This is a genomic window from Microbacterium sp. AB (genome assembly GCF_032878875.1).
GTDB lineage: Bacteria > Actinomycetota > Actinomycetes > Actinomycetales > Microbacteriaceae > Microbacterium > Microbacterium betulae.
In genome coordinates, this window is sequence record NZ_CP118157.1 from 940,147 (window position 1) to 962,819 (window position 22,673).

The 22,673-nt window shown below is 68.1% G+C and carries 22 protein-coding genes and 1 pseudogene; 11 read left to right on the forward strand and 12 right to left on the reverse strand.

From position 1 onward, the window contains the following. Positions 1–12: 12 nt before the first annotated feature. Positions 13–1,179 (reverse strand): acyl-CoA dehydrogenase family protein, encoded by a 1,167-nt coding sequence (locus tag N8K70_RS04510; RefSeq protein ID WP_317140420.1) that lies wholly within the window; start codon positions 1,177–1,179, stop codon positions 13–15. Positions 1,180–1,428: 249 nt separating this feature from the next. Here N8K70_RS04510 and N8K70_RS04515 point away from each other — a divergent pair, with 249 nt between their 5' ends. The 5 genes from N8K70_RS04515 (at position 1,429) to nrdF (ending at position 6,213) form a co-directional block, all read left to right on the forward strand. After that, on the forward strand, positions 1,429–2,004 hold the full coding sequence (locus N8K70_RS04515; RefSeq protein ID WP_317140421.1) for a GNAT family N-acetyltransferase: 576 nt from the start codon (positions 1,429–1,431) through the stop codon (positions 2,002–2,004). Between the two features lie 352 nt (positions 2,005–2,356). Next, the gene (nrdH, locus tag N8K70_RS04520) at positions 2,357–2,590 is read left to right on the forward strand and encodes a glutaredoxin-like protein NrdH (RefSeq protein WP_317140422.1); all 234 of its coding nucleotides are present in this window, start codon (positions 2,357–2,359) and stop codon (positions 2,588–2,590) included. Between the two features lie 26 nt (positions 2,591–2,616). After that, a complete protein-coding gene (nrdI, locus tag N8K70_RS04525) occupies positions 2,617–3,072 on the forward strand; it encodes a class Ib ribonucleoside-diphosphate reductase assembly flavoprotein NrdI (protein ID WP_317140423.1) in 456 nt (151 codons plus the stop codon). After that, on the forward strand, positions 3,051–5,210 hold the full coding sequence (nrdE, locus tag N8K70_RS04530) for a class 1b ribonucleoside-diphosphate reductase subunit alpha (RefSeq protein WP_317140424.1): 2,160 nt from the start codon (positions 3,051–3,053) through the stop codon (positions 5,208–5,210). Before nrdI ends, nrdE begins: the two co-directional genes overlap by 22 nt. A gap of 28 nt (positions 5,211–5,238) precedes the next feature. Next, complete coding sequence (gene nrdF, locus N8K70_RS04535) at positions 5,239–6,213, forward strand: class 1b ribonucleoside-diphosphate reductase subunit beta (RefSeq protein ID WP_317140425.1); 975 nt, start codon at positions 5,239–5,241, stop codon at positions 6,211–6,213. 132 nt (positions 6,214–6,345) lie between these two features. Here nrdF and N8K70_RS04540 read toward each other — a convergent pair whose 3' ends face one another. The 9 genes and pseudogenes from N8K70_RS04540 to N8K70_RS04580 all read right to left on the reverse strand — a co-directional run bounded on the left by N8K70_RS04540 (position 6,346) and on the right by N8K70_RS04580 (position 14,271). Next, a complete protein-coding gene (locus N8K70_RS04540) occupies positions 6,346–7,560 on the reverse strand; it encodes an MFS transporter (RefSeq protein WP_317140426.1) in 1,215 nt (404 codons plus the stop codon). A gap of 55 nt (positions 7,561–7,615) precedes the next feature. Further along, on the reverse strand, positions 7,616–8,794 hold the full coding sequence (locus tag N8K70_RS04545; protein ID WP_317140427.1) for a MalY/PatB family protein: 1,179 nt from the start codon (positions 8,792–8,794) through the stop codon (positions 7,616–7,618). Positions 8,795–8,853: 59 nt separating this feature from the next. Beyond that, on the reverse strand, positions 8,854–9,645 hold the full coding sequence (locus N8K70_RS04550; RefSeq protein WP_317140428.1) for an IclR family transcriptional regulator: 792 nt from the start codon (positions 9,643–9,645) through the stop codon (positions 8,854–8,856). Continuing rightward, positions 9,642–10,808 (reverse strand): aminotransferase class V-fold PLP-dependent enzyme, encoded by a 1,167-nt coding sequence (locus tag N8K70_RS04555; protein ID WP_317140429.1) that lies wholly within the window; start codon positions 10,806–10,808, stop codon positions 9,642–9,644. The genes N8K70_RS04550 and N8K70_RS04555 overlap by 4 nt, the downstream gene beginning before the upstream one ends. Before the next feature lie 58 nt (positions 10,809–10,866). Beyond that, the gene (locus tag N8K70_RS04560) at positions 10,867–11,628 is read right to left on the reverse strand and encodes an amino acid ABC transporter ATP-binding protein (protein WP_317140430.1); all 762 of its coding nucleotides are present in this window, start codon (positions 11,626–11,628) and stop codon (positions 10,867–10,869) included. Then, on the reverse strand, positions 11,625–12,542 hold the full coding sequence (locus tag N8K70_RS04565; protein WP_317140431.1) for an amino acid ABC transporter permease: 918 nt from the start codon (positions 12,540–12,542) through the stop codon (positions 11,625–11,627). The genes N8K70_RS04560 and N8K70_RS04565 overlap by 4 nt, the downstream gene beginning before the upstream one ends. Continuing rightward, on the reverse strand, positions 12,539–13,525 hold the full coding sequence (locus N8K70_RS04570; RefSeq protein ID WP_317140432.1) for a transporter substrate-binding domain-containing protein: 987 nt from the start codon (positions 13,523–13,525) through the stop codon (positions 12,539–12,541). Before N8K70_RS04570 ends, N8K70_RS04565 begins: the two co-directional genes overlap by 4 nt. Before the next feature lie 198 nt (positions 13,526–13,723). Beyond that, positions 13,724–13,817: pseudogene (locus tag N8K70_RS04575) on the reverse strand (IS481 family transposase); the annotation flags it as partial. A 139-nt stretch (positions 13,818–13,956) separates the two neighbouring features. Beyond that, complete coding sequence (locus N8K70_RS04580; RefSeq protein ID WP_317140433.1) at positions 13,957–14,271, reverse strand: hypothetical protein; 315 nt, start codon at positions 14,269–14,271, stop codon at positions 13,957–13,959. Between the two features lie 102 nt (positions 14,272–14,373). On the opposite strand from N8K70_RS04580, the gene N8K70_RS04585 reads away from it, so the two are divergent. After that, entirely contained in the window at positions 14,374–14,646 is a 273-nt protein-coding gene (locus N8K70_RS04585) for a hypothetical protein (RefSeq protein ID WP_317140434.1), read from the forward strand. Between the two features lie 15 nt (positions 14,647–14,661). Here the strand turns inward: N8K70_RS04585 and N8K70_RS04590 are convergent, their stop codons facing one another. After that, entirely contained in the window at positions 14,662–15,228 is a 567-nt protein-coding gene (locus N8K70_RS04590) for a manganese efflux pump MntP (protein ID WP_317140435.1), read from the reverse strand. 235 nt (positions 15,229–15,463) lie between these two features. Here N8K70_RS04590 and N8K70_RS04595 point away from each other — a divergent pair, with 235 nt between their 5' ends. From N8K70_RS04595 to N8K70_RS04615, 5 genes are all read left to right on the forward strand, one after another. Then, positions 15,464–16,117, forward strand: coding sequence for a GntR family transcriptional regulator (locus N8K70_RS04595; RefSeq protein WP_317140436.1), 654 nt, complete (start codon positions 15,464–15,466; stop codon positions 16,115–16,117). A gap of 92 nt (positions 16,118–16,209) precedes the next feature. Then, positions 16,210–17,553 carry an MFS transporter gene (locus N8K70_RS04600; RefSeq protein ID WP_317140437.1) on the forward strand — a complete coding sequence of 448 codons (1,344 nt, stop codon included), beginning with the start codon at positions 16,210–16,212 and terminating at the stop codon, positions 17,551–17,553. Further along, a complete protein-coding gene (locus N8K70_RS04605) occupies positions 17,550–18,458 on the forward strand; it encodes a dihydrodipicolinate synthase family protein (RefSeq protein ID WP_317140438.1) in 909 nt (302 codons plus the stop codon). Before N8K70_RS04600 ends, N8K70_RS04605 begins: the two co-directional genes overlap by 4 nt. Continuing rightward, a complete protein-coding gene (locus N8K70_RS04610) occupies positions 18,455–19,591 on the forward strand; it encodes a mandelate racemase/muconate lactonizing enzyme family protein (RefSeq protein ID WP_317140439.1) in 1,137 nt (378 codons plus the stop codon). Before N8K70_RS04605 ends, N8K70_RS04610 begins: the two co-directional genes overlap by 4 nt. Beyond that, a complete protein-coding gene (locus N8K70_RS04615; RefSeq protein WP_317140440.1) occupies positions 19,582–21,141 on the forward strand; it encodes an aldehyde dehydrogenase (NADP(+)) in 1,560 nt (519 codons plus the stop codon). The genes N8K70_RS04610 and N8K70_RS04615 overlap by 10 nt, the downstream gene beginning before the upstream one ends. Here N8K70_RS04615 and N8K70_RS04620 read toward each other — a convergent pair. Then, positions 21,088–22,572, reverse strand: a complete 1,485-nt coding sequence (locus tag N8K70_RS04620) for a CitMHS family transporter (protein ID WP_317140441.1) — start codon at positions 22,570–22,572, stop codon at positions 21,088–21,090. The genes N8K70_RS04615 and N8K70_RS04620 overlap by 54 nt on opposite strands. Between the last annotated feature and the right edge of the window lie 101 nt (positions 22,573–22,673).

Sequence of the window (22,673 nt, forward strand, 5' to 3'; positions counted from 1 at the left end):
CCGACCGGCGATTCAGCCGAGCGGGCCGAGCCAGGCCGACGCGACGGTGCTGTGGGCGGACTCGGGATCCGAGGGGTGGAAGGCGCCGGCGAGCACGTCGCGAGAGAGGCGCGAGAGCTCGTTGCGCGAGAAGTACGACGAGCCGCCCGCGACGAGCATCGCGTCGTCCACCACGCGCTTCGCCGTGGCCGTGGCGCGGTGCTTGACGCCCGAGAGGTACGAGAACCAGCGCGGGCCGTGGTCCTCGAGCGCGTCGAGGCCGTGACCCACCCACTCGAGCTGCGGGGGAAGGGCGTCGTAGGCGAGCGCCATCTCGGCGATCCGCCAGCGGATGTCGGGATCCTGGCTGTAGGCGAGGCCGGTCCGCTTCGACCGCCGGGCATGCGCCGACTCGACGGCGAGGTCGAGGGCGCGACGCGCGACGCCCGTGTAGACCGAGGCGAGGAGCAGCTCGAAGGAGGCGAAGATCCCGAAGACCAGGGGGTCGGCGCTCGGCCCGGGGTCGATGCGCCGCACGACGCGCTCGGCGGGCGCGACCACACCGTGCAGCTCGGTCGTGCGGCTCTGCGTGCCGCGCATCCCGAGCGTGTCCCAGTCGTCGCGGGTGACGACCCGCTCGTCCCGCCCGACGAAGGCGAAGACGAGCTTCGGTGCGTCCGGCGACGTCGTGTCGAGCCCGTGGAGACCCAGCCTCGTCCACACGGGGGCCAGCGAGGTGAAGACCTTCGTGCCCGTGAACGCGTACGAGCCGTCCGGCCCCGGTGCGGCGTCCGTGTCGCTGCCGAAGAGCACGAGGTCGTTGCCGGCCTCGCTGATGCCGAAGGCGAAGACCTCGCCATCCGCGGCCTCCTCCTCGACGAAGGCGAGATCGTCGATGCCGCGATCGCGCAGCGTCTTCGCCACGCCCGTCCACACGAGATGCATGTTGATCGCGAGGGCCGTGGCGGGCGAGGCCTGGGCGAGGCGCTGCTGCAGCACCGACGCCTGCGCGAACCCGAGCCCGGCGCCGCCGCGGTCCTTCGGGACGAGGAGGCGCAGATATCCGGCCTCGCGCAGCGCGTCGAGGTCCTCCTCGGGGAAGGCGTTCTCGGCGTCGACCCTCGCGGCGCGCGATCGGATGCTCTCGACGAGCGCGTCGGGAAGGAACGTCTCGGGATCGAAGGATGCGGGCCGGCTCATGCCTCCCAGCCTAGAGACGAGATCGCCGTCTCCGCCCTGAGGCGACGACCATCTCGACGACAGGGCAGATGCTCCAGAGGTTTGGGTAGGGTTCTCACCGAACCGCAGGCGCGACGAGCGGCATGGCGACGAGCGAGTTCGGATCCTCGCGCCCGAGTCGACATCTCTTCCGAGGGGAGACACGATGAAGAAGAACACCACGACCGATGAGATCCTGTTCGGTCCGGACATCGCCTCGGAGGGCTCGCTGTGACTTCCGCAGGCGCGATTCGCCTCCTGCCGACGGCGGGCGCCGCCGACGGCGACCTGGTGCACGACGTCGCCGCATTGGCCAACGACGTCTACGCAGCGGCAGAAGAGGGGATGTGGCAGCCGGGCACGCCGCGCACCGATCGCGATGAGATCGCTGCAGCCATCGGTGCGGGCGAGATCCTCGCCGCGTACGCGCGCGAGCGACTCGTCGGTGTCGTGCGCACGGCGGTCGCCGACGGGACCGGCTGGCTCGGCATGCTCGCCGTCCGCTCGGATGTCCGAGGCGGCGGGATCGGGCGGAGGCTGGTCGACGCCGCCGAGGACCTGGCCCGGGACGCCGCGGCGACCGTCATGCAGATCGAGGTGCTCACCCCTCTCGACGGAAGCAATCGGTCGAAGGGCGAACTCGACCGGTGGTATCGGCGACTCGGCTACGAGCACGTCCGCGACGACGATCTCGCCGCGCACCACGCCGCGCTCGGCGCCCTGCTCGCCATACCGTGTCTTCTCCGGGTCTACCGAAAGCCCCTGCTGCCGCCCCGGACCCCGACGCCGGCCGACCCGCCCCAGTGATAGGGCGCGGCCGAGCCCGGAGCCGGCGCGTGCGCGACACGCCGGGACACGCCGAAGAGGCGATCTCGGCGGGACGTCGATGTCGGTGGCCCGACCTATCGTGCGAGCTGTGGAGAACGTCGTGATCGGCGGTGCCGATCCCCGTCGATCGGGCATTCGGAGGGCCTTCCGAGCGTTGCACCCCTGTGGATGCTTCGGTGGACGGACCTGTGGGAGGCGGTGGAGAACGGTGGAAAATCACACGGATGTAACTACTAGCCCTTGTGGTGCCCCCGAACGTCGGCACCCATATGTAGTATTGAGAGTCCGGTGGGGGTCTGCCGGGACAACACGGATCTGAGGGGAACAGGACATGGCGATCACGGTCTACACCAAGCCGTCGTGCGTGCAGTGCAACGCAACCTACCGCGCGCTCGACGCGAAGGGCATCGAGTACCAGGTCACCGACCTCTCGCAGGACGCCGACGCGCTCGAGCAGGTCAAGGCGCTCGGCTACCTGCAGGCTCCTGTCGTCGTGACCGACGAGGGGCACTGGTCGGGCTTCCGCCCCGACAAGATCGCCGAGCTCGCGGCGCGCCTGGCCTGAGCGACGGACGCGGGAGTGACGAGAACATGACCGCGACGCTCACGGCCACGAGCGCACCTCTGCTCGTCTACTTCTCGAGCGTGTCCGGCAACACGGCGCGTTTCGTCGAGAAGCTCGAGCAGCGTTCGTCGGCACGCTCCCTGCGCATCCCCGTTCACGGGGGAGGCGCCCCCCTCGTCGTCGAAGAGCCCTACGTGCTCGTGACTCCCACCTATGGCGGGGGTCAGGGTCGCGGGGAGGAGAAGGGGGCCGTCCCCAAGCAGGTCATCCGCTTCCTCAACGACGAGCGGAACAGGCGCTCCATCCGCGGTGTCATCGCCGCGGGGAACACCAACTTCGGCGAGGCGTTCTGCCTCGCCGGAGACGTCATCAGCCGCAAGTGCAACGTGCCGCATTTGTACAAGCTCGAACTGTTCGGCACGCCGGAAGACGTCGATCGCGTGAGCGACGGATTGGAACGATGGTGGAAGCAGCAGCACTGACCGAGGCCGACTTCAAGCACAACGTCGCCTTCGAGGGCATGGACTATCACGCCCTCAACGCGATGCTGAACCTCTACGACGCGGACGGGAAGATCCAGTTCGGCGCCGACAAGCGCGCGGCGCGGGAGTACTTCCTGCAGCACGTGAACCAGAACACGGTGTTCTTCCACTCCCTCCGGGAGCGGCTCGACTACCTCGTCGAGAAGGAGTACTACGAGGGCGCCGTCCTCGAGAGGTACCCGTTCGAGTTCGTCGAGCGGCTGAACGACTTCGCCTACGGCAAGAAGTTCCGCTTCGAGACCTTCCTCGGCGCCTTCAAGTACTACACGAGCTACACGCTCAAGACCTTCGACGGCAAGCGCTACCTCGAGCGCTTCGAGGACCGCGTCGTGATGACGGCCCTCGCGCTCGCCGACGGCGACCAGGACCTCGCGTGGAAGCTCGTCGACGAGATCATCTCGGGCCGATTCCAGCCGGCGACGCCGACCTTCCTCAACGCCGGCAAGGCGCAGCGCGGCGAGCTCGTCAGCTGCTTCCTGCTGCGCATCGAGGACAACATGGAGTCGATCTCGCGCGGCATCAACTCCTCCCTGCAGCTCTCCAAGCGCGGCGGCGGCGTGGCGCTCCTCCTCTCGAACATCCGCGAGGCCGGCGCGCCGATCAAGCAGATCGAGAACCAGTCCAGCGGCATCATCCCCGTCATGAAGCTGCTCGAAGACAGCTTCAGCTACGCGAATCAGCTCGGCGCACGCCAGGGCGCGGGAGCCGTGTACCTCTCGGCGCACCACCCCGACATCATGCGCTTCCTCGACACCAAGCGCGAGAACGCGGACGAGAAGATCCGCATCAAGACGCTCTCGCTGGGCGTCGTCGTGCCCGACATCACCTTCGAGCTCGCCCGCAACGACGAGGACATGTACCTCTTCTCGCCCTACGACGTCGAGCGCGTCTACGGCGTGCCGTTCGGCGACATCTCGGTCACCGAGAAGTACCGCGAGATGGTCGACGACCCGCGCATCAAGAAGACGAAGATCAACGCGCGGAAGTTCTTCCAGACCCTCGCCGAGATCCAGTTCGAGTCGGGCTACCCCTACATCATGTTCGAGGACACGGTGAACCGGGCGAACCCCATCAAGGGCCGGATCAACATGTCGAACCTCTGCAGCGAGATCCTGCAGGTGAACACGCCGACGACGCTCAACGAGGACCTCTCGTACGACCAGATCGGCAAGGACATCTCCTGCAACCTGGGCTCGCTCAACATCGCCCTCGCGATGGACTCGCCCGACTTCGGGCAGACCGTCGAGACGTCGATCCGCGCGCTCACCGCGGTCAGCGACCAGAGCCACATCCGCTCGGTCCGCTCGATCGAGGACGGCAACGACCGCTCGCACGCCATCGGCCTCGGCCAGATGAACCTGCACGGCTACCTCGCCCGCGAGCGCGTCTACTACGGTTCGGAGGAGGGCATCGACTTCACGAACATCTACTTCTACACGGTGCTCTTCCACGCCCTGCGCGCCTCGAACAACCTCGCCATCGAGCGGGGCCAGGCGTTCGACGGGTTCGCGGACTCCGCGTACGCGTCGGGCGAGTTCTTCGACAAGTACCTCGAGCAGGCGTGGACGCCGCAGACGGAGAAGGTGAAGGAGCTCTTCGCGGGGCACCACATCCCGACGCAGGCCGACTGGGCCGGGCTCAAGGCGTCCATCCAGAAGCACGGCATCTACAACCAGAACCTGCAGGCGGTCCCGCCGACCGGCTCGATCTCGTACATCAACAACTCGACGTCGTCGATCCACCCGATCGCGTCGAAGATCGAGATCCGCAAGGAGGGGAAGCTCGGTCGCGTCTACTACCCGGCGCCGTTCATGACGAACGACAACCTGGACTACTACCAGGACGCGTACGAGATCGGCTATGAGAAGGTCATCGACACGTACGCCGCGGCGACGCAGCACGTCGACCAGGGCCTGTCGCTCACGCTGTTCTTCAAGGACACCGCGTCGACGCGAGACATCAACAAGGCGCAGATCTACGCGTGGCGCAAGGGCATCAAGACGATCTACTACATCCGGCTCCGCCAGATGGCGCTCGAGGGCACGGAGCTCGAGATGTGCGTCAGCTGCACGCTGTGATCGTCACGAACAAGAGGAAAGAACGAGGATGACCGAGAAGCTCCCGCTTCTGGACCACGTCCAGGCGATCAACTGGAATCGCATCGAGGACGACAAGGACGTGGAGGTGTGGAACCGCCTCACGGGCAACTTCTGGCTGCCCGAGAAGGTGCCGCTCTCCAACGACATCCAGTCGTGGAACACGCTCACGCCGGACGAGCAGCTGCTCACGATGCGCGTGTTCACGGGGCTGACCCTGCTTGACACGATCCAGGGGACCGTCGGCGCGGTCTCGCTCATCCCCGATGCGCTGACGCCGCACGAGGAGGCCGTCTACACGAACATCGCGTTCATGGAGTCGGTGCACGCGAAGAGCTACTCGTCGATCTTCTCGACGCTCGCGTCGACGCAGGAGATCGACGAGGCCTTCCGCTGGTCGGTGGAGAACCCGAACCTGCAGAAGAAGGCGCAGATCGTCATGGAGTACTACCGTGGCGACGAGCCGCTCAAGCGCAAGGTCGCCTCGACCCTGCTGGAGAGCTTCCTCTTCTACTCGGGCTTCTACCTGCCGATGCACTGGTCGAGTCGGGCGAAGCTCACGAACACGGCCGACCTCATCCGCCTCATCATCCGCGACGAGGCCGTGCACGGGTACTACATCGGCTACAAGTTCCAGAAGGGACTCGAGAAGCTCGACGAGGCGGGACGCAACGACATCAAGGACTACACGTTCTCGCTGCTGTACGAGCTCTACGACAACGAGGTGCAGTACACGCAGGACCTCTACGACGGCGTCGGCCTCACGGAGGACGTCAAGAAGTTCCTGCACTACAACGCGAACAAGGCGCTCATGAACCTCGGCTACGAGGCCATGTTCCCGGCCGAGGCGACGAACGTGAACCCGGCGATCCTGTCGGCCCTGTCGCCGAACGCCGACGAGAACCACGACTTCTTCTCCGGGAGCGGCTCGTCGTACGTCATCGGCAAGGCCGTCGCGACCGAGGACGACGACTGGGCGTTCTGAGAGTGATCTCAGCCCGGCTCTTCTGAAGGGCTGATGGGAGGCCCGGATCTGCAGGTGTCAGCAGATCCGGGTCTCTTCTCGTGCCGGACGGCACGACCCACGCGGCAGCACCGAGGAGGAAGCTTGTGAGCGCTAACGAGTGCATAGCAGCCTTCCCCTCCAGACCGCGAAGCACACGATCAGCCCGGTCAGACTCACGACAGAGAGGATCGTTGCCGCTGTCCCGACGCCGAGCTGCGCGCCCAGTGTGCCGGCTGTTGGGTACATGACCAGCAGGAATCCGTGCGACAGGGAGAAGTAGGCACTGAATACGGCGTTCCTGGACCTCGTTGTCGAGAACCGGCGCAGAAGCCTCCCCGACAGCGTCAGCACCGATGACGTGAGCAGTCCGAACAGGAACCAGATGACGGGTGCGACCCCACGCAGGACGCCCACCGGCAACCAGGTCAGAGACAGCCCCAGCGTCAGCAGCACGACGGGCATGGGCAGGACGGTCGTGAACATCACATCGTGATCCGCCCATCTGCGAACCAGCCTCGGCGCTTGGAGCGCGGTGATGAGCGACCCCACTCCGAAACAGGCGAGCAGGAGCGCGACGTCCGTCGAGTCCCCCTCGAGGTCCTCCTTCACGACGATGACCGTCGTGACGACGACCACGGAGGTCGATGCGGACAATGCCAGGTTGAGCCCCAACAGGCCGCGGAGCTCGCGACGGCTCAGGAAGGCGTGTAGCCCCTCCACGAGTCTCCGGCCGAACGATCGATCGGTCTTGCCCTCGTGGCGCGGCAGGCGGGTTCGGAGGATGATGCCAGCGGAGAGCAGGAACCCGAAGGCGGTCCCGAGGAACAGCAGATTGACGTCCATGACCGTCAGCAGAGCGGCGGCGATCAGCGGGCTTGCCAGTGATTCCGTGTCGTAGCTGATCCGGGACAGCGTCAGCGCGTGCGTGTACTGCTCATCGTCCTCCACGATGTCGGGGATCAGCGCTTGGAATGCGGGTGTGAAGAGCGCGGACGCGCACTGCAGCACGAAGATGAGCACGTAGATCTGCCACGCATCCGTGACAAGCGGCAGCAGGAGTGCCGCTCCCGCGCGCAGCACGTCCGAGAAGACGAGGACGTTCTTGCTCTGGAATCGCGCGCTCAGCGCCGAGAGGAACGGCGTCAGGAAGACGTACGCGATCATCTTCACCATCATCGCGATGCCGAGAATCACCCCTGCGTCGCCGCCGCCGATGTCGTATGCGAGGAGCCCCAGGGCGACGGTGAGGATGCCCGTGCCGATCAGCGCGACACAGTGCGCGATGAACAGGCACCGGTAAGTCGTGTTTCGGAGCACTGCGAGCATGCTGCTGGCGCCCTATACGGCCAGGATCAGCATTGCAGAGCTCCGTGTGCCGACCTCACCAGGCGCGCAGCAGCGCATCCGCGCGGTCCACGAACTCGTCGATCACCGAATCGTGCGTTGCGAAGTTCACCCGCACATGGCCAGCGCCGGCGAGGCCATGCGCGCTCCCGTCGGTGAGGAAGACGCCCACGTCGCGAAGGAATCGCTCCGCGAGCTCTCCGCGCCCGAACGCGCGGAGATCCAGCCATCCGAGGTAGGTCGCGCCGGGCGAGGTGATGACGTGCCCATGTCCGAGGGCGTTGAGAGCCTCCACGAGATGGTTGCGCTTCTTCTCGAGCACCGTGATCGCCGCGTTCAGCCAGGGCTGTCCTTCGGACACGGCCGCGATCGTCGCGAAGATCCCAAGCGGAGAGATGCCGCCCTTCGCGCCTCCGGACAGAGACCGCCAGGTCTGCACGTCCGTGTCCCGCGTGAACGCGATGATCGCGCATCTGAGGCCGGGGATGTTCCAGGCCTTGCTCGCGCTGGTCACGGTGATCGCCACGTCGGCCGCCTCCGGGCTCACGCTCGCGAACGGGACGTGTTCTGCGTCCGAGTATGTCAGTGGGGCATGGACCTCGTCGCTGATCACGCGCACCCCGTGTCGGTCGGCGAGCTCCGCAAGGCTCTGCAGCTCCTCCTGCGTGTAGACGGTACCGGTGGGATTGCTGGGATTGCACAGCAGCACCGATCCGGCCCCTGCCGCCAGAGCCTCTTCGATCCCGTTCAGATCGAGCGTGTAGCGCCCCGTCGCGTGTGCGTTCATCGGCACCTGGACCACCTCGCGTCCGGCCACCTCGATCGCCGAGAAGAACGAGCTGTACGTGGGCGTGATCACGGCCACAGGCGCCCCGGGGCGGGTGAAGTGTCGCACCGCGAGAGAGATGCCCTGCGCGACGTGGGCGAGCATGAACACGTTGCCGTCCCCCACCGGAAGTCCGCCGGCTCGCAGCCACGAACCGCACGCGCTCTGGAACGTCGTGTGCTCCTCGGAGAGCGGGTATCCGAAGCGTTCGCGGGTCACGCTGTCCTGCAGGGACCGCAGGACAGGCTCGGCGGTCGGGAAGTCCATCTCGGCGACGGACAGATCGAGGACGCCCTCGGGGTAGCGTCCCCAGCGCTTCGTCCCTCGTGCCCGTGAGTCCTCGACGTTCCAGGTCTCCAGGCGGGTGATCAGATCCGTCGCAAGCGTCATCAGCAGTGCCTTCCGTGTCCGTGCGGGTGGTGTATCCAGTCGCCGTCGAGCGGCGGGGGTCAGAGCCGTTCTTCGAGGGGTCGGCCCTCGAGGTATCCGAGGCTCTGCGAGATCGATGCGGCGGTGTCGACGACAGCGCTCACCAGATAGTCGAGGCGCGTCGGGTCGAGCTGCCCTCCGGGAGCGTCGACGCTGATGCAGAACGCATACTTCACGCGCCCCTTCGGGTCGCGGATGGGTGCCGAGATCCCCACCGTGTTCGGTGTGATCTCCCCGGTGCTCACCCAGTGGTGCGTTCCCTGGATCTGCGTGAGCATCTCGCGGATCCGGTCGGGCTCGACGGGCGTCGCCTCCGTGTAGCGGCTCAGGGGCGCGGCGAGCACCTCGTCCACGAACGGGTCGTCCTGGAACGCGAGGATCGACTTCCCGGCGCCCGCGTGGAGGCCGATCGTGTCGCCGATCTCCACGGTCACCTCGGTGTCGCTGTTCACGTCCAGGCGGTCGACGCAGAGGTAGCGATGTCCGCGCATCGAGTACAACAGCGCCACTTCGCCGGTGCTCTCCGCTGCGCGCACCAGGTGCCTCCGCGCGACGGCGACCAGAGACTTGCTCTTCACGGACCGGCCGAGCGCGACCGCGGCCGGTCCCAGGAGGTAGGGTCCTCGTTCCTCCGGCTGTTCGAGGAAGCCGCGCTGCTCCAGCGATCGGACGATGCGATAGACGACCGCCTTGTTCAGGTCGAGGTGGCGGGCGAGGTCGCTCAGCCCCCAGCTCGAACGGTGGATGAACGCCTCGAGGACCGAGAGCGCACGCTCGATCCCGAGCAGGGTGTTGTTCTTCGAATCCGTCATGGTTCCTCTGTGTCCTCTTTCGCCTCGTCGCCGAGTGTCGTCAGTTCAGAGACCAGCGCTGCGACCTCGTCCGAGGAGTTGAAGTAGTGCGCCGATGCTCTGACCACGCTCTCGAGCCCGCGCCGGGGAAGGTCCCAGCGTGAGGATCTCGCGCGTGAGACGCTCACGTTGATGCGTCTCTGTCTCAGCGAGGACATGATTCTGTCAGGTGACACCCCTGTGAGCGTGAAGGAGACGATCCCGCAGTGGCGAGCGCCCTGGTCGGCGATGGTGACGCCGGGGACTTCGCGCAGTGCGTCCCGCAGCTCTGTGCCGCGCCGCAGGACGCTCGCTTCGATCGCGCTCATTCCCAGGCCGAGCGCGTAGTCGGCGGCGGCGCCCAGACCGAGCAGGTTCGCGTAGTTCTTCTCCCACGTCTCGTATCGGATGGCAGTGCTCGCCAACTCGTACTCGCCAGGGCTCAGCCAGGTGGCGGAGCGCCCATCGAGGAACGCCGGCTCGAAGAGCGCCATCGCCTCCGATCTGACGTACGCGAATCCTGTGCCGCGCGGGCCACGTAGGTACTTCCGTCCGGTGCCCGTGAGCACGTCGCAGTGGAGTCGCGCGACCGAGAGGTCGAGCTGTCCGACGGACTGGCACGCATCGAGGAGGAACAGGACGCCGGCCTCGCGGCACAGCTCGCCGATCCGCTCCGCGGGATTGACGAGCCCGCCCTGGGTGGGGATGTGGTTCATCGTCATGAGGCGAGTTCGCGGCTTGCCGAGCTCTTCCTCGAGTCGACGGAGGTCGATCTGGCCGTCGGGATCGTTCTCGACGACGACGATCTCGCCGCCTGTCTGCTTCGCGCGGTGGAGGTAGGCGATCGCGTTGCCGCCGTACTCGGACATGCAGGTGATGATGCGGTCGCCTGGGGCGAGGGCCAGGCCGTAGAAGACCATGTCCCAGGCGCGGGTCGCGCTGTCGGCGAGGGCGATCTCATCGGCGGACGCGCCGATCAGCTGGGCCAGCGATGAGTACACGGCCGAGATCTGCGGTTCGAACGCCTCCCGTGCCTCGTAGCCGCCGAAGCGCTCCTCGAAGTCGATGTAGCCCTTCACCGTGTCTGTCACCGTCTTCGGCGGAAGCGAGCATCCCGCGTTGTTGAAGTGGGCGACGTCGTGCACCCCCCGTGTGTCGTCCCGTACGGAGGCGAGATCGACGCGCGACGCGACGTCCATCGCCTCAAACACGGCTGAGGAAGTCCCTGGCGCGCTCCGAGCGCGGCGAGGAGAGCACGGTGCGCGGATGCCCTTCCTCGACGATCACTCCTGCGTCCATGAATGCGACGTGGTCGGCGACCTCGCGGGCGAAGCTCATCTCGTGCGTCACGACGATCATCGTCATGCCGCCGTTCGCGAGATCCTTCATGACCGTGAGCACCTCTCCGACGAGCTCCGGGTCCAGCGCGGATGTCGGCTCGTCGAAGAGCATCGCCTTCGGCTGCATCGAGAGCGCCCGTGCGATCGCGACCCGCTGCTGCTGGCCTCCGGACAGTTCGGCGGGATAGTGGTGAGCCCGCTCACCCAGGCTCACTCGTTCGAGAAGCTCGAGTGCCCGTCGCTTCGCTCGCGTGCGGTCTTCGCCCTTGACCCACTGCGGGCCGACCATCACGTTCTCCAGGGCCGTCATGTGCGGGAAGAGATTGAACTGCTGGAAGACCATCCCGATCGAGGCGCGTTGACCGGCGATCTCCCGCTCATCGAGCGCGCGATAGTCGTCCTTCTCCGTGCGCTTACCGATGAGGGCACCGTCGACCCAGATCTCGCCTTCCTCCGGCTGCTCGAGGCTGTTGATGCAGCGCAGCAGCGTCGACTTGCCGGATCCCGACGGGCCGATCAGGCAGCTGACGCTGCCTTGCCGCACCGTGTAGTCCACGCCCTTCAGGACCTCGACCCTGCCGAAGCTCTTGCGGATGCCCCTCAAGTCGATGAATGTCTCGGTCACGCGTGCACATCCTCTCCGCGCTTGCTCGTCTCGGCTTTTTTCCCGCGGACCCTCCGGGGCACGAAGCCTCGGGAGTAGCGCGCCTCCAGCAACTGCTGCACATAGCCGAGCACAGAGGTCACGAAGAGATACCAGAGGCCCACGACGATCAGCAGCGGGATCGTCTGATAGTTGAGCGAGTAGATGATCTGGGCGCTGTGCAGCAGGTCCGTGAGTCCGATGATGCTGACCAGCGAGGTGTTCTTGAACGCCCCGACGAGGTTGTTCCCGGTCGGCGGAATGATCATGCGGACCGCCTGCGGGATGATGATCCGGTATACCTGCGCAGGCTTCATCCCCAGGGCACGCGCCGCCTCCGCCTGACCGCGGTTCACCCCCAGCAGGCCGCCGCGGATGACCTCCGCCATCAGCGCAGCCTCGTTCAGGGAGAGGGCGAGCAGTGCGGCGGTCAGGGGAGTGATGAGCCGGTTCGCGTCCACGCCGAACAGCGTCGGGCCAAAGGGGATCTCGAGTCCGATCGTCGGGAACAGCGCCGCGATGTTGAACCAGAAGATCACCTGGATCAGCAGCGGGGTGCCACGGAAGAACCACACGTACAGCGCGGACGCCGTCGAGAGGATGCGGTTACTGGACAGCCGCATGATCGCGAGGATCAGCCCGAGGACCGACCCGATGACCATGACGAGCGCCATCAACCACAGCGAGAGCAAAAGCCCGTTGATGATCGATGGATCGAACAGGTACTCCGCGACGACCGGCCACCCGAAGTTCTTGTTCGTGACGGCGGCGTCCAGGAGCGCGGCTGCGAAGAACAGGACGACAATCGCGGCGACGTAGCTCCATGGGCCGGGGCGTTTGGCGATCAGCTTGCCCCGGACGGGGGCAGGAAAGGCGCGCAGTTCGCTGGTCGTCATTTGGCAGTCTCGATCTGCATCACTTCGTCGGCCTCGAGCGCGTAGTCGCCCATGCCCCACCGGTCGTAGATGGCCTGGTACTGCGGGAGGGACTGCAGCACCTTCATCGCCTCGACGAGCGCCGGCGTGAAGTCCGAGCCCTTCGGCACCGCCATCGCCCCGAGGGCCACCTCCAGCGCGGAGTCTCGGGAGGAGCCTTCGTTCAGAGAATCGTGCTCGAGGATGTCGAACTGGCCGCTGTTCACCCGGTCCGCGTAGGCGAGCGGCACACCGTCGCCCATGAACGCATCCACCCGTCCACTCGAGAGAGCCAGCAGCGCCTGGTTGGGGTTCGGCACCTCGACGGGGACGATGGCCTCCTCGCCCTGTGACTCGCAGAGGTCCTCGCTGAAGTCCGGGAGCTGTCGGGTGGCCTGGATGGTGCCCACGCCCACGGCCATCCGCACCCCGCAGAGCGAGGTGTCGAGGGCCAGTCCTTCGGGGTTGCCGTCCGGAACGGCGATGCTGGTGCCGCCCTTGGTGAACGGCACCATGTCCATCACCTCGAGCCGCTCCGCGGTCGGGGACATCGAGGCCATCGACCACTGGTACTTGCCCGACGCCATGCCGGGGATGATCGCGTCGAACGGGACCGAAGTCAGCTCTGCATCGATCCCCATGATCCGCACCAGAGCGCGGGCGATGTCAGCGTTGAGGCCGAGGCTCGTCTTGCCGTCGGCTCCCACGAACGTCGTCGGCGGCGCCGCAGCGCTGAGGGCTACCGTGATCCTCTCGTTCTTGATCCGGTCGGGCACGAGTGCCTGAACGTCCGGATAGGGCTCGATCTCGTCGAAGGTCGTCACCTTCTGGATGTCGATGCCGCCCTCGTCCGTGGCGGGCGCGGAGCCAGCCGGCGACTCGCTCGGCGCGTCCTCAGGGGTGCCGGTGCATCCGGCCATTCCGATGGCCAGGGCGACACCCAGGCTCAGTGCGATGCTGCCCACTTTGATTCGGTTCATCGAAGTCTCACATTCGGGAGTGATGGAAGAACAGGAGGGTGGTGCACTCAGCGAACCGATGATTCGCTGAAAGAAACGATAGTGAAGCGCGCGCGACCGTGTCAATGTCCAATCGCCGATTGGCGATGAATCCTGGCGACGCGACGAAGGCCGGGGTGCGCAGCCACGTGTGAGGCGTCGAGCGGTCGCCTCGCGGTTCCTTTCGCCCTGCACGGCCGACGAAGCGCCAACCGCCGCCGTCGGGGAAGCCGCCGAGCTTTTCTACGTCGACGTGGATTGAGGTGGCAGCGTCCGAAAGCCGCGTGCACCGTCGAAGCGGGCATGTCGACTGCCCGGCGACGTGCACCGGGCCCAGACGCTCGTCGAGCCGACGAGATGCGCTTGCGCTCTGAGCGCTGTCCGACGAGACCCGGCCCTCAGGTCGCGAGAACGCGGGCCAGGGGGACCATGACGACGGCGACGACGCTCGTGACGACGATGACGGCGGCGACGAGCCGTCCGTCCTGGTCGGGCTCGTGAGACAAGATGAACGCCGTCGCCGCCGTCGGCATGGCCGCCATGAGGATCAGCGCAGTCGTCCAGGTGTCGTCGAGCGCCGTCGGCAGCGCCCAGATGCTGGCCTGCGCGATGCGGGGCGGGGCGAGGTTCCACAAGCCGACGCCGATCCCGGCAGTGACGCTGATGGCCACGGGGTTGAGGATCACGGCCCACGTGACCACATGCCAGGCCATTCTGCCGTTCCATCTCTCTCTGCGCTCCGATGACGAGCCCGGAGACGGATATCGGGAGCGGATGCGTCCGTCATGTCGGTGGAGCCTCGTAGGCTGGACTCCGTGCTCGTAGGTGTGATCAGGCGGAACGACAGCGGTGAGATCGAGGCCGAGGCGGAGACCCAGGCGGAGGTGCGTGCGGCGCTCGAGGAGCAGGTGCCCGCGGGGCACGTCCTCACCGATGCGACGGTGTCGATGATCAAGCGGTCCACGAGGATCCGTGCCGTCGGAAAGCACCGCCACACCGAGACCGCCGAGATCGAGGCCGACGACCGCGCCGCCCTCGACGCGAAGGTGCCGGAGGGCTGGTCGCTCATGTCCGTCCGCCTCGTCTGACGCCGGACCCCCTGCTCAGGCGGTCAGGTGATCGAGGAGGATCTGCACGCCGATCGCGATGAGCACGAGGCCGCCGAGGACCTCCGCCGGCCGGCGGAACCGCGTGCCGATGCGGTGCCCGACGAGCACCGCCACGAAGGACAGCGCGAAGGTGGTCACGCCGATCGCGAGCACCGCCATCCAGACGACGACGTCGAGGAACGCGAACGAGACGCCGACGGCGAGCGCGTCGATGCTCGTGGCGACGGACAGGATGAGGATCTCGCGTGCCGAGAGGCGACCGGTCTTCTCCGCCTCCGTCTCCTGGTCGGGGTTCAGCGCCTCCCACAGCATCTTCCCGCCGACGAGCGCGAGCAGCCCGAAGGCGATCCAGTGGTCGAAGGGTGCGATCGCCTCGGCGAACGCGCTCCCGAGAAGCCAGCCGATGAGGGGCATGATCGCCTGGGCGACCCCGAACGCCGCCGCGATGGCGAGGGCTCCGAGCACCACGCGCGACCGCAGATGCAGACCCTTCCCGAGTGCGACGGCGAACGCGTCCGCCGAGACGCCGATGGCGAGCGGGATCAGGGTCCAGGGTGACATTCCGGGGCTCTCCTCGTCGGCCGGTGTGCAGGTCCCGGCACATCGTTGCGCGTGCCGAGGGTCTCGCCGCGCCGCAGGCGGTGAGCCCGCCGCAGGACGCGCGTCCCTCAGCCCTTCCACCCTGCCGTAGCACTCGCGGCCGGGCCACGCGGAGGGCGGATTTGGCAGCATTTCGGGGAGCCGAAGGCCGGACCGGACTTGTTTGTCGTCAATAACGTCATATATGATGTACGACATGTCGACCCTGCCACCCGCGCCGATCGTGCTGCCCTCGCGGACGGAGCACGCCCTGTCGGTCATCAAGCAGGGGATCCTCAGCGGGCGATTCGCGCCGGGGCAGTCGCTCGTCGAGACGGAGCTCGCCCAGGAGCTCGCCATGTCGAAGACACCGGTGCGCGAGGCGCTGAAGACGCTCGAGATGAGCGGACTCGTCGTCGTGCGCCCCTACATCGGCGTGCGCGTGCGGGAGCTCTCCCAGGAGGACGCGGTGGCGATCTACGACACGCGTCTCCTCCTGGAGCCGGAAGCCGTGCGTCGGAGCGTCGCGAACGGCGCGGACACCTCGCCCGCGCGCGCAGCGCTCGTGCGGGCGGACGCCGCGGTCGACGCGCCGTCTCGCAGCCTTGCGAACCGTGCGTTCCATGCGGGGCTCTGGGCGGGGGCGCAGAATCCGATCCTCATCGGGGTCCTCGACGGCCTGCGGGACCAGACCGCGCTCGCTGCGGTGTCGACGTGGGCCCGCGAGCCGAGCTGGCGCGACGAGGCCGAGGAGCATGCCCGCATCCTCGACGCGGCGGAGGCGGGCGAGGCCGACCGAGCCGCAGAACTGACCAGCCGGCACATCGCCGGCTTCCTCGACCGTCTTCGTCAGGGAGGAGCCGCCCGCTGACAGCGAGGTGCGACCCGTTCACCGCCAAGATCCCGGGCCGCACCTCAGGAACCGTGCTCCGCCAAGGAGCACACGCCACCCAAGGAGCGACGATGCTTCATCGTACAAGCACGGGGCAGCGCAGTGCAGCGCGCCCCCACCGCAGTCAGACCCGCTGGACGATCGTGGGCCTCTCGGCCCTCGGACTGACGATCGCCTACCTCGACAGGGCGGCGCTGAGCGTCGCCGTGCCGTTCATGTCGGACGAGTTCGCCATCAGCCCTGCCGTGCAGGGCGTGCTGCTGTCTTCCTTCTTCTGGACGTACGCGCTGTTCCAGGTCCCGTCCGGATGGCTGCTCGACCGGTTCGGCCCGCGTGTCATCTACCCGATCGCGGTCGGATGGTGGTCGATCTGGACGACGCTCACGGCCTTCGCCACGGGCGTCTCGAGCATCATCGTCTTCCGGCTCGGCCTCGGAGTGGGGGAGGCCCCCGTCCAGCCCGCCAACATCAAGGTCGTCTCGACATGGTTCCCGCGCCGTGAACGCGCCTTCGCCTCCAGCCTGTTCGACATGGGGCAGCAGATCGGCTCGGCGCTGTCGATCCCGATCGTCACCGTGATCGCCGTCTCCGCCGGCTGGCGCTGGGCCTTCGTGCTGATCGGAGCCGTGGGCCTGCTCTGGATCGTCGGCTGGCTCGCGATCTACCGCGTCCCCGAGAGGCATCCCCGGGTCAACGCCGCCGAGCTGGAGCACATCCGCTCCGATCAGGCGGAGATGGTGAAGCCCGCGGGGCAGGCGCCTCGCTGGCGCGATCTCCTCACCGACAACCAGGTGTGGGCGCTGACACTCGGGTACGTCTTCCGTTCGCTCGCCGGCGCCTTCTTCCTGACCTGGTACCCGAGCTATCTCCTCGACGCGCGAGGCTTCACCGAGGCCGAGTTCGGCATGGTCGGAGCCCTCCCCGCCCTCATCGCAATCGGTTCGACCGTGCTCGGCGGCGTCGTGTCGGATCGGATGCTCGCCTCGGGCCTGTCGGCCAACGTCGCGCGCAAGGTGCCGATCATCTCGGGTCTCGTGCTCAGCGCGTGCATCGGATTCAGCCCGTTCATCGACAGCAACGCGATCCTCATGGTCGTCCTCACCGTGTCGAGCGCCGCGCATTCGTTCGCGGGCGCGGCCATCCTGAGCCTCCCCGCTGAGGTCGCGCCGTCATCCGAGCAGGTCGGATCGCTCGCCGGATTCCAGAACTTCGGCTCTCAGCTCGGCAACCTCATCAGCCCCATCGCCATCGGGCTCTTCCTCACCTTCTCCGGCGGGTCGTACCTCGGCCCCCTGGTGTTCGCAGCGCTCAGCTGTCTCGTCAGTGCGGCCGTCTACGGATTCTGGGTCCGGATCAAGCCTGTCGAACCCCTCGCGGACGTCGTGTCCGCACCACATGAGATCGGAGCCCCATGACCACCTTCGACCGAACGCTGAACGCCCTGCACACGGTTGTCGGCATCCCCGTCGTGCCGTACGCGTCCGACGGCTCGATCGACCTTGCTCAGGCGGCGGAGCTCGCCGACCGGCTGGTGTCCAGGGGGCTCGGCGCCCTCACGCCCAACGGCAACACGGGGGAGTTCTACGCGCTGTCCCCCCGGGAGCGCATCGACGTGCTGCGCACCGTGACCGATGCGGTCGGCGGCCGAGCCGTGGTGATCGCGGGCGTCGGACTCGATCTGTCGACCGCGACCGCGGAGGCGGGGCTCGCGGCCGAGCTCGGGGCTCAGGCCGTCATGGTGCACCAGCCCGTCCTGCCGTACATGTCGGGTGGCGGATGGGTCGACTACGTCGCCGCGGTCGCCGCGGCCGTGCCGGAGACCGCCGTGGTCCCGTACGTGAGCTCCACGGCGATCAGCGGCGCCGATGTCTCCGAGCTCGTGCGACGGGCGCCCAACGTCATCGCGCTCAAGTACTCCGTGCCCGACCCCGTGCTCTTCGCCGAGACCGTCCAGGACGTCGGCGGCGACCTCCTCTGGATCGCAGGGCTCGCCGAGTCGCATGCTCCCGCGGCATGGCAGGCGGGTGCGCGCGCGTTCACCTCGGGGCTCGTGAACGTCGCTCCGGAGGTCTCCTTCGCGATGCTCGATGCGCTGCGGGCCGGAGACCGGGACGCGGCGTCGTCGACATGGCGCCGGATCCGGCGCTTCGAGCAGCTCCGCGCGCGCGATCGCAACGCCGACAACGTGTCGGTCGTCAAGGAGGCGATGCACCAGCTCGGCCTGTGCGACCGTTCGGTGAGGCCGCCGAGCACCGTCGTCGGCGAGAGCGTCAGGGCGGAGATCTCCGAGATCCTCGCGGGATGGGGAGCGGCATCATGAGGATCGAACGTCTCACCACGTACCTCCAGCGCGTCGGCGATCGGCCGCGAGTCCTCCTCCGCCTCACGACGGACGACGGGATCGACGGGTGGGCGGAGGTCTACAACCACGGCCCCGACCTCGCCTATCCGGCGATCCTGGAATACCTCGCGGACCAGATCTCCGGGATCGACGCGACGAGGGTCGGCTTCGTCAACCAGCTGCTCCACCAGTCGGCGCGGTTCCCGCAGGGCGCGCTGGGGCTCGCTGCGATCGCCGCCGTCGACCACGCCCTGTGGGACGTCGCGGCGAAGGCGGCGGGAGTGCCCGTCTACCAGCTGCTGGGCGGACGCGTGCGCGATCGGGTACGCGTGTACGCCGGCCTCTATTCCGCACCGGATGTGCGGGACCTCGTCGACCGGACGGCGCAGCTCCACGAGGAGCAGGGGATCGACGCGTTCAAGCTGAGCCCCTACCGGCGCGATGTGCATCGTTCGCGGTTCGGCCTGGTCGCGCGAGAGCTCGGGGAGTGGTTCGGCGAGATCCGCCAGGCCCATCCGGAGGAGTGGGAGTTCGCCTTCGACGCCCACGGATGCCTGTGGGAGCCGCGCCAGGCGGTGGCCCTCGCCGCGGCCCTCGCGCCGCATGACCCGCTCTTCCTGGAGGAGCCCATCCGCCCGGAGTACCTTCCCGCGTGGGGCCGCATCCGATCGGAGATGGCCGTCCCCCTCGCGACGGGGGAGTCGCTCTACTCGCCCAGCGAGTTCCTCGGACTGCTGTCGGTGCAGGGCGCCGACATCATCCAGCCCGACATCTGCGTCGTCGGCGGCCTCACCCAGATGCGGAAGATCGCCGTGCTCGCGGAGGCACACGACGTCCCCGTCGCCCCCCACAACCCGCTCGGCCCGCTGGCGACGGCCGCCAACGTGCATTTCGCCGCGGCGACCTGGAACTTCTCGATCCTGGAGTACAAGCCGGACGAGGTCTCGTGGTGCCACGACCCGTACCTCCCGACCGACGGGCACCTCGAGCTGCGCGAGGACAGACCCGGATGGGGGATCGAGATCGACGAGAGCGCTCTCGAGCGCGACGACTGGGTGCACTGGGAACGACGGGTTCCCGTGCGGAAGGACGGATCGACGGCATGGATGTGACGAACCGCGTGGAGAGCAGGGACGCCCGGACGGGTGACGTGCGTGCCCTCGACGTCGGCGAGACCGACGCCGCGGGTGTCGACCACGTCGTGTCGCGCGCGCGGGAAGCGGCCGACGGCTTCGCGACGTGGTCCCGCGCACGACGCGCCGGACTGCTCGAGGCGCTCGCCGACGGGCTGGAGGGGGAACGCCACGCCCTCGTGGCGGACGCGGACCGCGAGACGGCCCTGGGGGCGACGCGCCTGGGCGCCGAGCTCACACGGACGACGTACCAGCTCAGGGAGTTCTCCCGCGTCGTGCGCGACGGGAGCCACCTCGAAGCCGCCGTCGACCACGCGGCCGAGACGCCCATGGGACCGCGTCCCGACCTTCGGCGGATGCTCGTGCCGCTCGGCCCCGTCGCGGTGTACGCCGCGAGCAACTTCCCGTTCGCCTTCTCCGTGCTGGGCGGTGACACCGCGTCGGCGCTGGCCGCGGGCAACGCCGTCGTCGTCAAGGCTCACCCGGGCCATCCGGCCGCGTCGGAACGCGTGGCCGCGATCGCCCGGGAGGCCGTCGCCTCTGCGGGAGCGCCCGCAGGGCTGCTCGCGCTCGTGCACGGGTTCGACGCGGGCGTACGTCTGGTGACGCATCCCTCCGTGCGCGCGGCGGCGTTCACCGGCTCGCTCGCCGGCGGCCGGGCGCTCGCGGATGCCGCCGCGGGGCGGCCGGACCCGATCCCGTTCTACGGCGAGCTGGGCAGCGTCAACCCGCTCCTGGTGACCCCGCGCGCGGCTCGCGAACGGGCGGAGGAGTACGGCCAGGGCATCGCGGGATCCGTGCTGCAGGGCGGGGGGCAGTTCTGCACGAAGCCCGGGCTCGTCCTGATCCCGCAGGGCGAGGACGGCGACCGGGTCGTCGCGGCGATGGCGCAGGCGGTTTCGGCGGCAACGGCCGCGCCCGCGCTCACGGCGTCGATGGCGGAGGCGTACGACCGCGGCGTGGAGGCGCGGACGCACGATGCGCGCCGGCGCGCATCGGGGGCGGCCGGCGGGCCGCACACCACGCGTCCCGTCCTGTTCGAGGTCGCAGCCGAATCCCTGACCGACCTGCTCGCGGAGGAGTGCTTCGGCCCGGTCGCCGTCGTGGCCAGGTATGAGGACGAAGCGGACGCGCTCGCCGCCCTCGCGCGCGTCCCGGGATCCCTCACGGCCACGGTGCTGACCGCGGGCGAGACGGATCGGGGCCTCCCCGCGACGAGGGCCTCGCTCACGGCGCGCGCCGGTCGCATCCTGTTCGACGGCTACCCGACCGGCGTCGCCGTCAGCCCCGCGCAGCACCACGGCGGCCCGTGGCCCGCGACGAACACGCTGCACACCTCGGTCGGCGCGACGGCCATCAGGCGGTTTCTGCGTCCGGTCGCGTGGCAGCAGGCCCCACAGCACGCGTTGCCTCCGGAGCTGCGCGAGGGACCGGTGCAGGTTCCGACGCGCGTCGACGGCGTGCTCGTCCTGCCGTCAGCCGATCGGGACCGACCCCACGACGACGCCCACGGCGAGCATCGCGAGTGAGACGACGAGGGCGCGCCACAGCACCTTCTTGTGGTGGTCGCCGAGGTTGACGTTCGCGAGCGAGACGAGGAGCAGGATCGCCGGCACGAGCGGGCTCTGCAGGTGCACGGGCTGGCCGATGACCGACGCCCGCGCCATCTCGGCCGGCGTGATCCCGTAGGTCGCAGCGCTCTCGGCGAGGATCGGCAGGATGCCGTAGTAGAAGGCGTCGTTCGACATGAAGAACGTCATGGGGATCGACAGGAGCCCGGTGATGACGGCGAAGAACGGACCGAGCGACGGCGGGACGATGTCGACGACCCAGTCGGCCATCGCCGTGACCATGCCCGTTCCGTCGAGCACGCCCACGAGGACGCCGGCGGCGAGCACCATGGAGACGACGCCGACGATGCTCGGCGCATGCGCGACGATCTCCGCGCTCTGGTCCTTGAGCCTCGGGAAGTTCAGGACGAGCGCGATGCCCGTGCCGATCATGAAGACGAAGGCGAGGGGCAGCACGTCGAGGACGAGCAGCACCATCACCGCGATCGTCAGCACGAGGTTGACCCAGATGAGCCGCGGACGCAGCGTGGCGCGCTCGGGGCTCAGCATCGTGTCGGCCATCGCCGTGTCGCGCTCGTCCTCGGAGATCAGCGTGGGGGCGGGCATCCCCGAGCCCTTGACGGTGACCACGTTCGTCGTGCCGAGCACGGCGCGGGCGCCGGGCGTCCCCGTGCCCGAGCGGGGCTCGGCGAGCCGGCGCACGCGCATCCCGAGACGACCGGGCCGCGTGGTGCCGCCATCCGTCCACAGCTCGTCCGCTCCCGTCAGGCTGAGGCGGCCGAGGCGTCGGCGTTCCGAGAGCCCGAGAAGCCAGGACAGGCCGAGGGCGATCCCGATGCCGACGATGAGCGAGGGGATCATGGGGACGAACACGTCGGTCGGCTGCAGGCCGAGGGCCGTCGCCGCGCGCACCGTCGGCCCGCCCCACGGCACGATGTTGAGCGTGCCGTTCATCAGCCCGGCCACGCAGGTCAGCACCACGGGGCTCATCCCGAGGCGGAGGTAGAGCGGGAGCATCGCCGACGTCGTGATGATGAAGGTCGTCGAGCCGTCGCCGTCGAGCGAGACGGCGCCCGCGAGCAGCGCCGTGCCGAGCACGACCTTGGCGGGGTCGTCGCCGAGGGCGCGTGTGATGAAGCGGATGAGCGGGTCGAACAGCCCGACGTCGATCATGATGCCGAAGTACATGATCGCGAACATGAGGAGCGCGGCCGTGGGCGCCATGTCGCCGATCGCCGAGATGACCATGTCGCCGATGCCGAGCCCGGCGCCCGCGAAGAGGCCGAAGATCGTCGGGACGAGGATGAGCGCGACCATGGGCGTGAGCCGCTTGGTCATGATGAGCACCATGAACGCGAGGATCATGGTGAATCCGAGGATGACGAGCATGTGACGTCCTTGTCTTGTGCCGTGGAGACGGATGGCCCGGGGAGACGGGCCGTACCCGGCGACGATACGGTCGTCGCCCTTCGCGGAAGGGGATGCGCGCA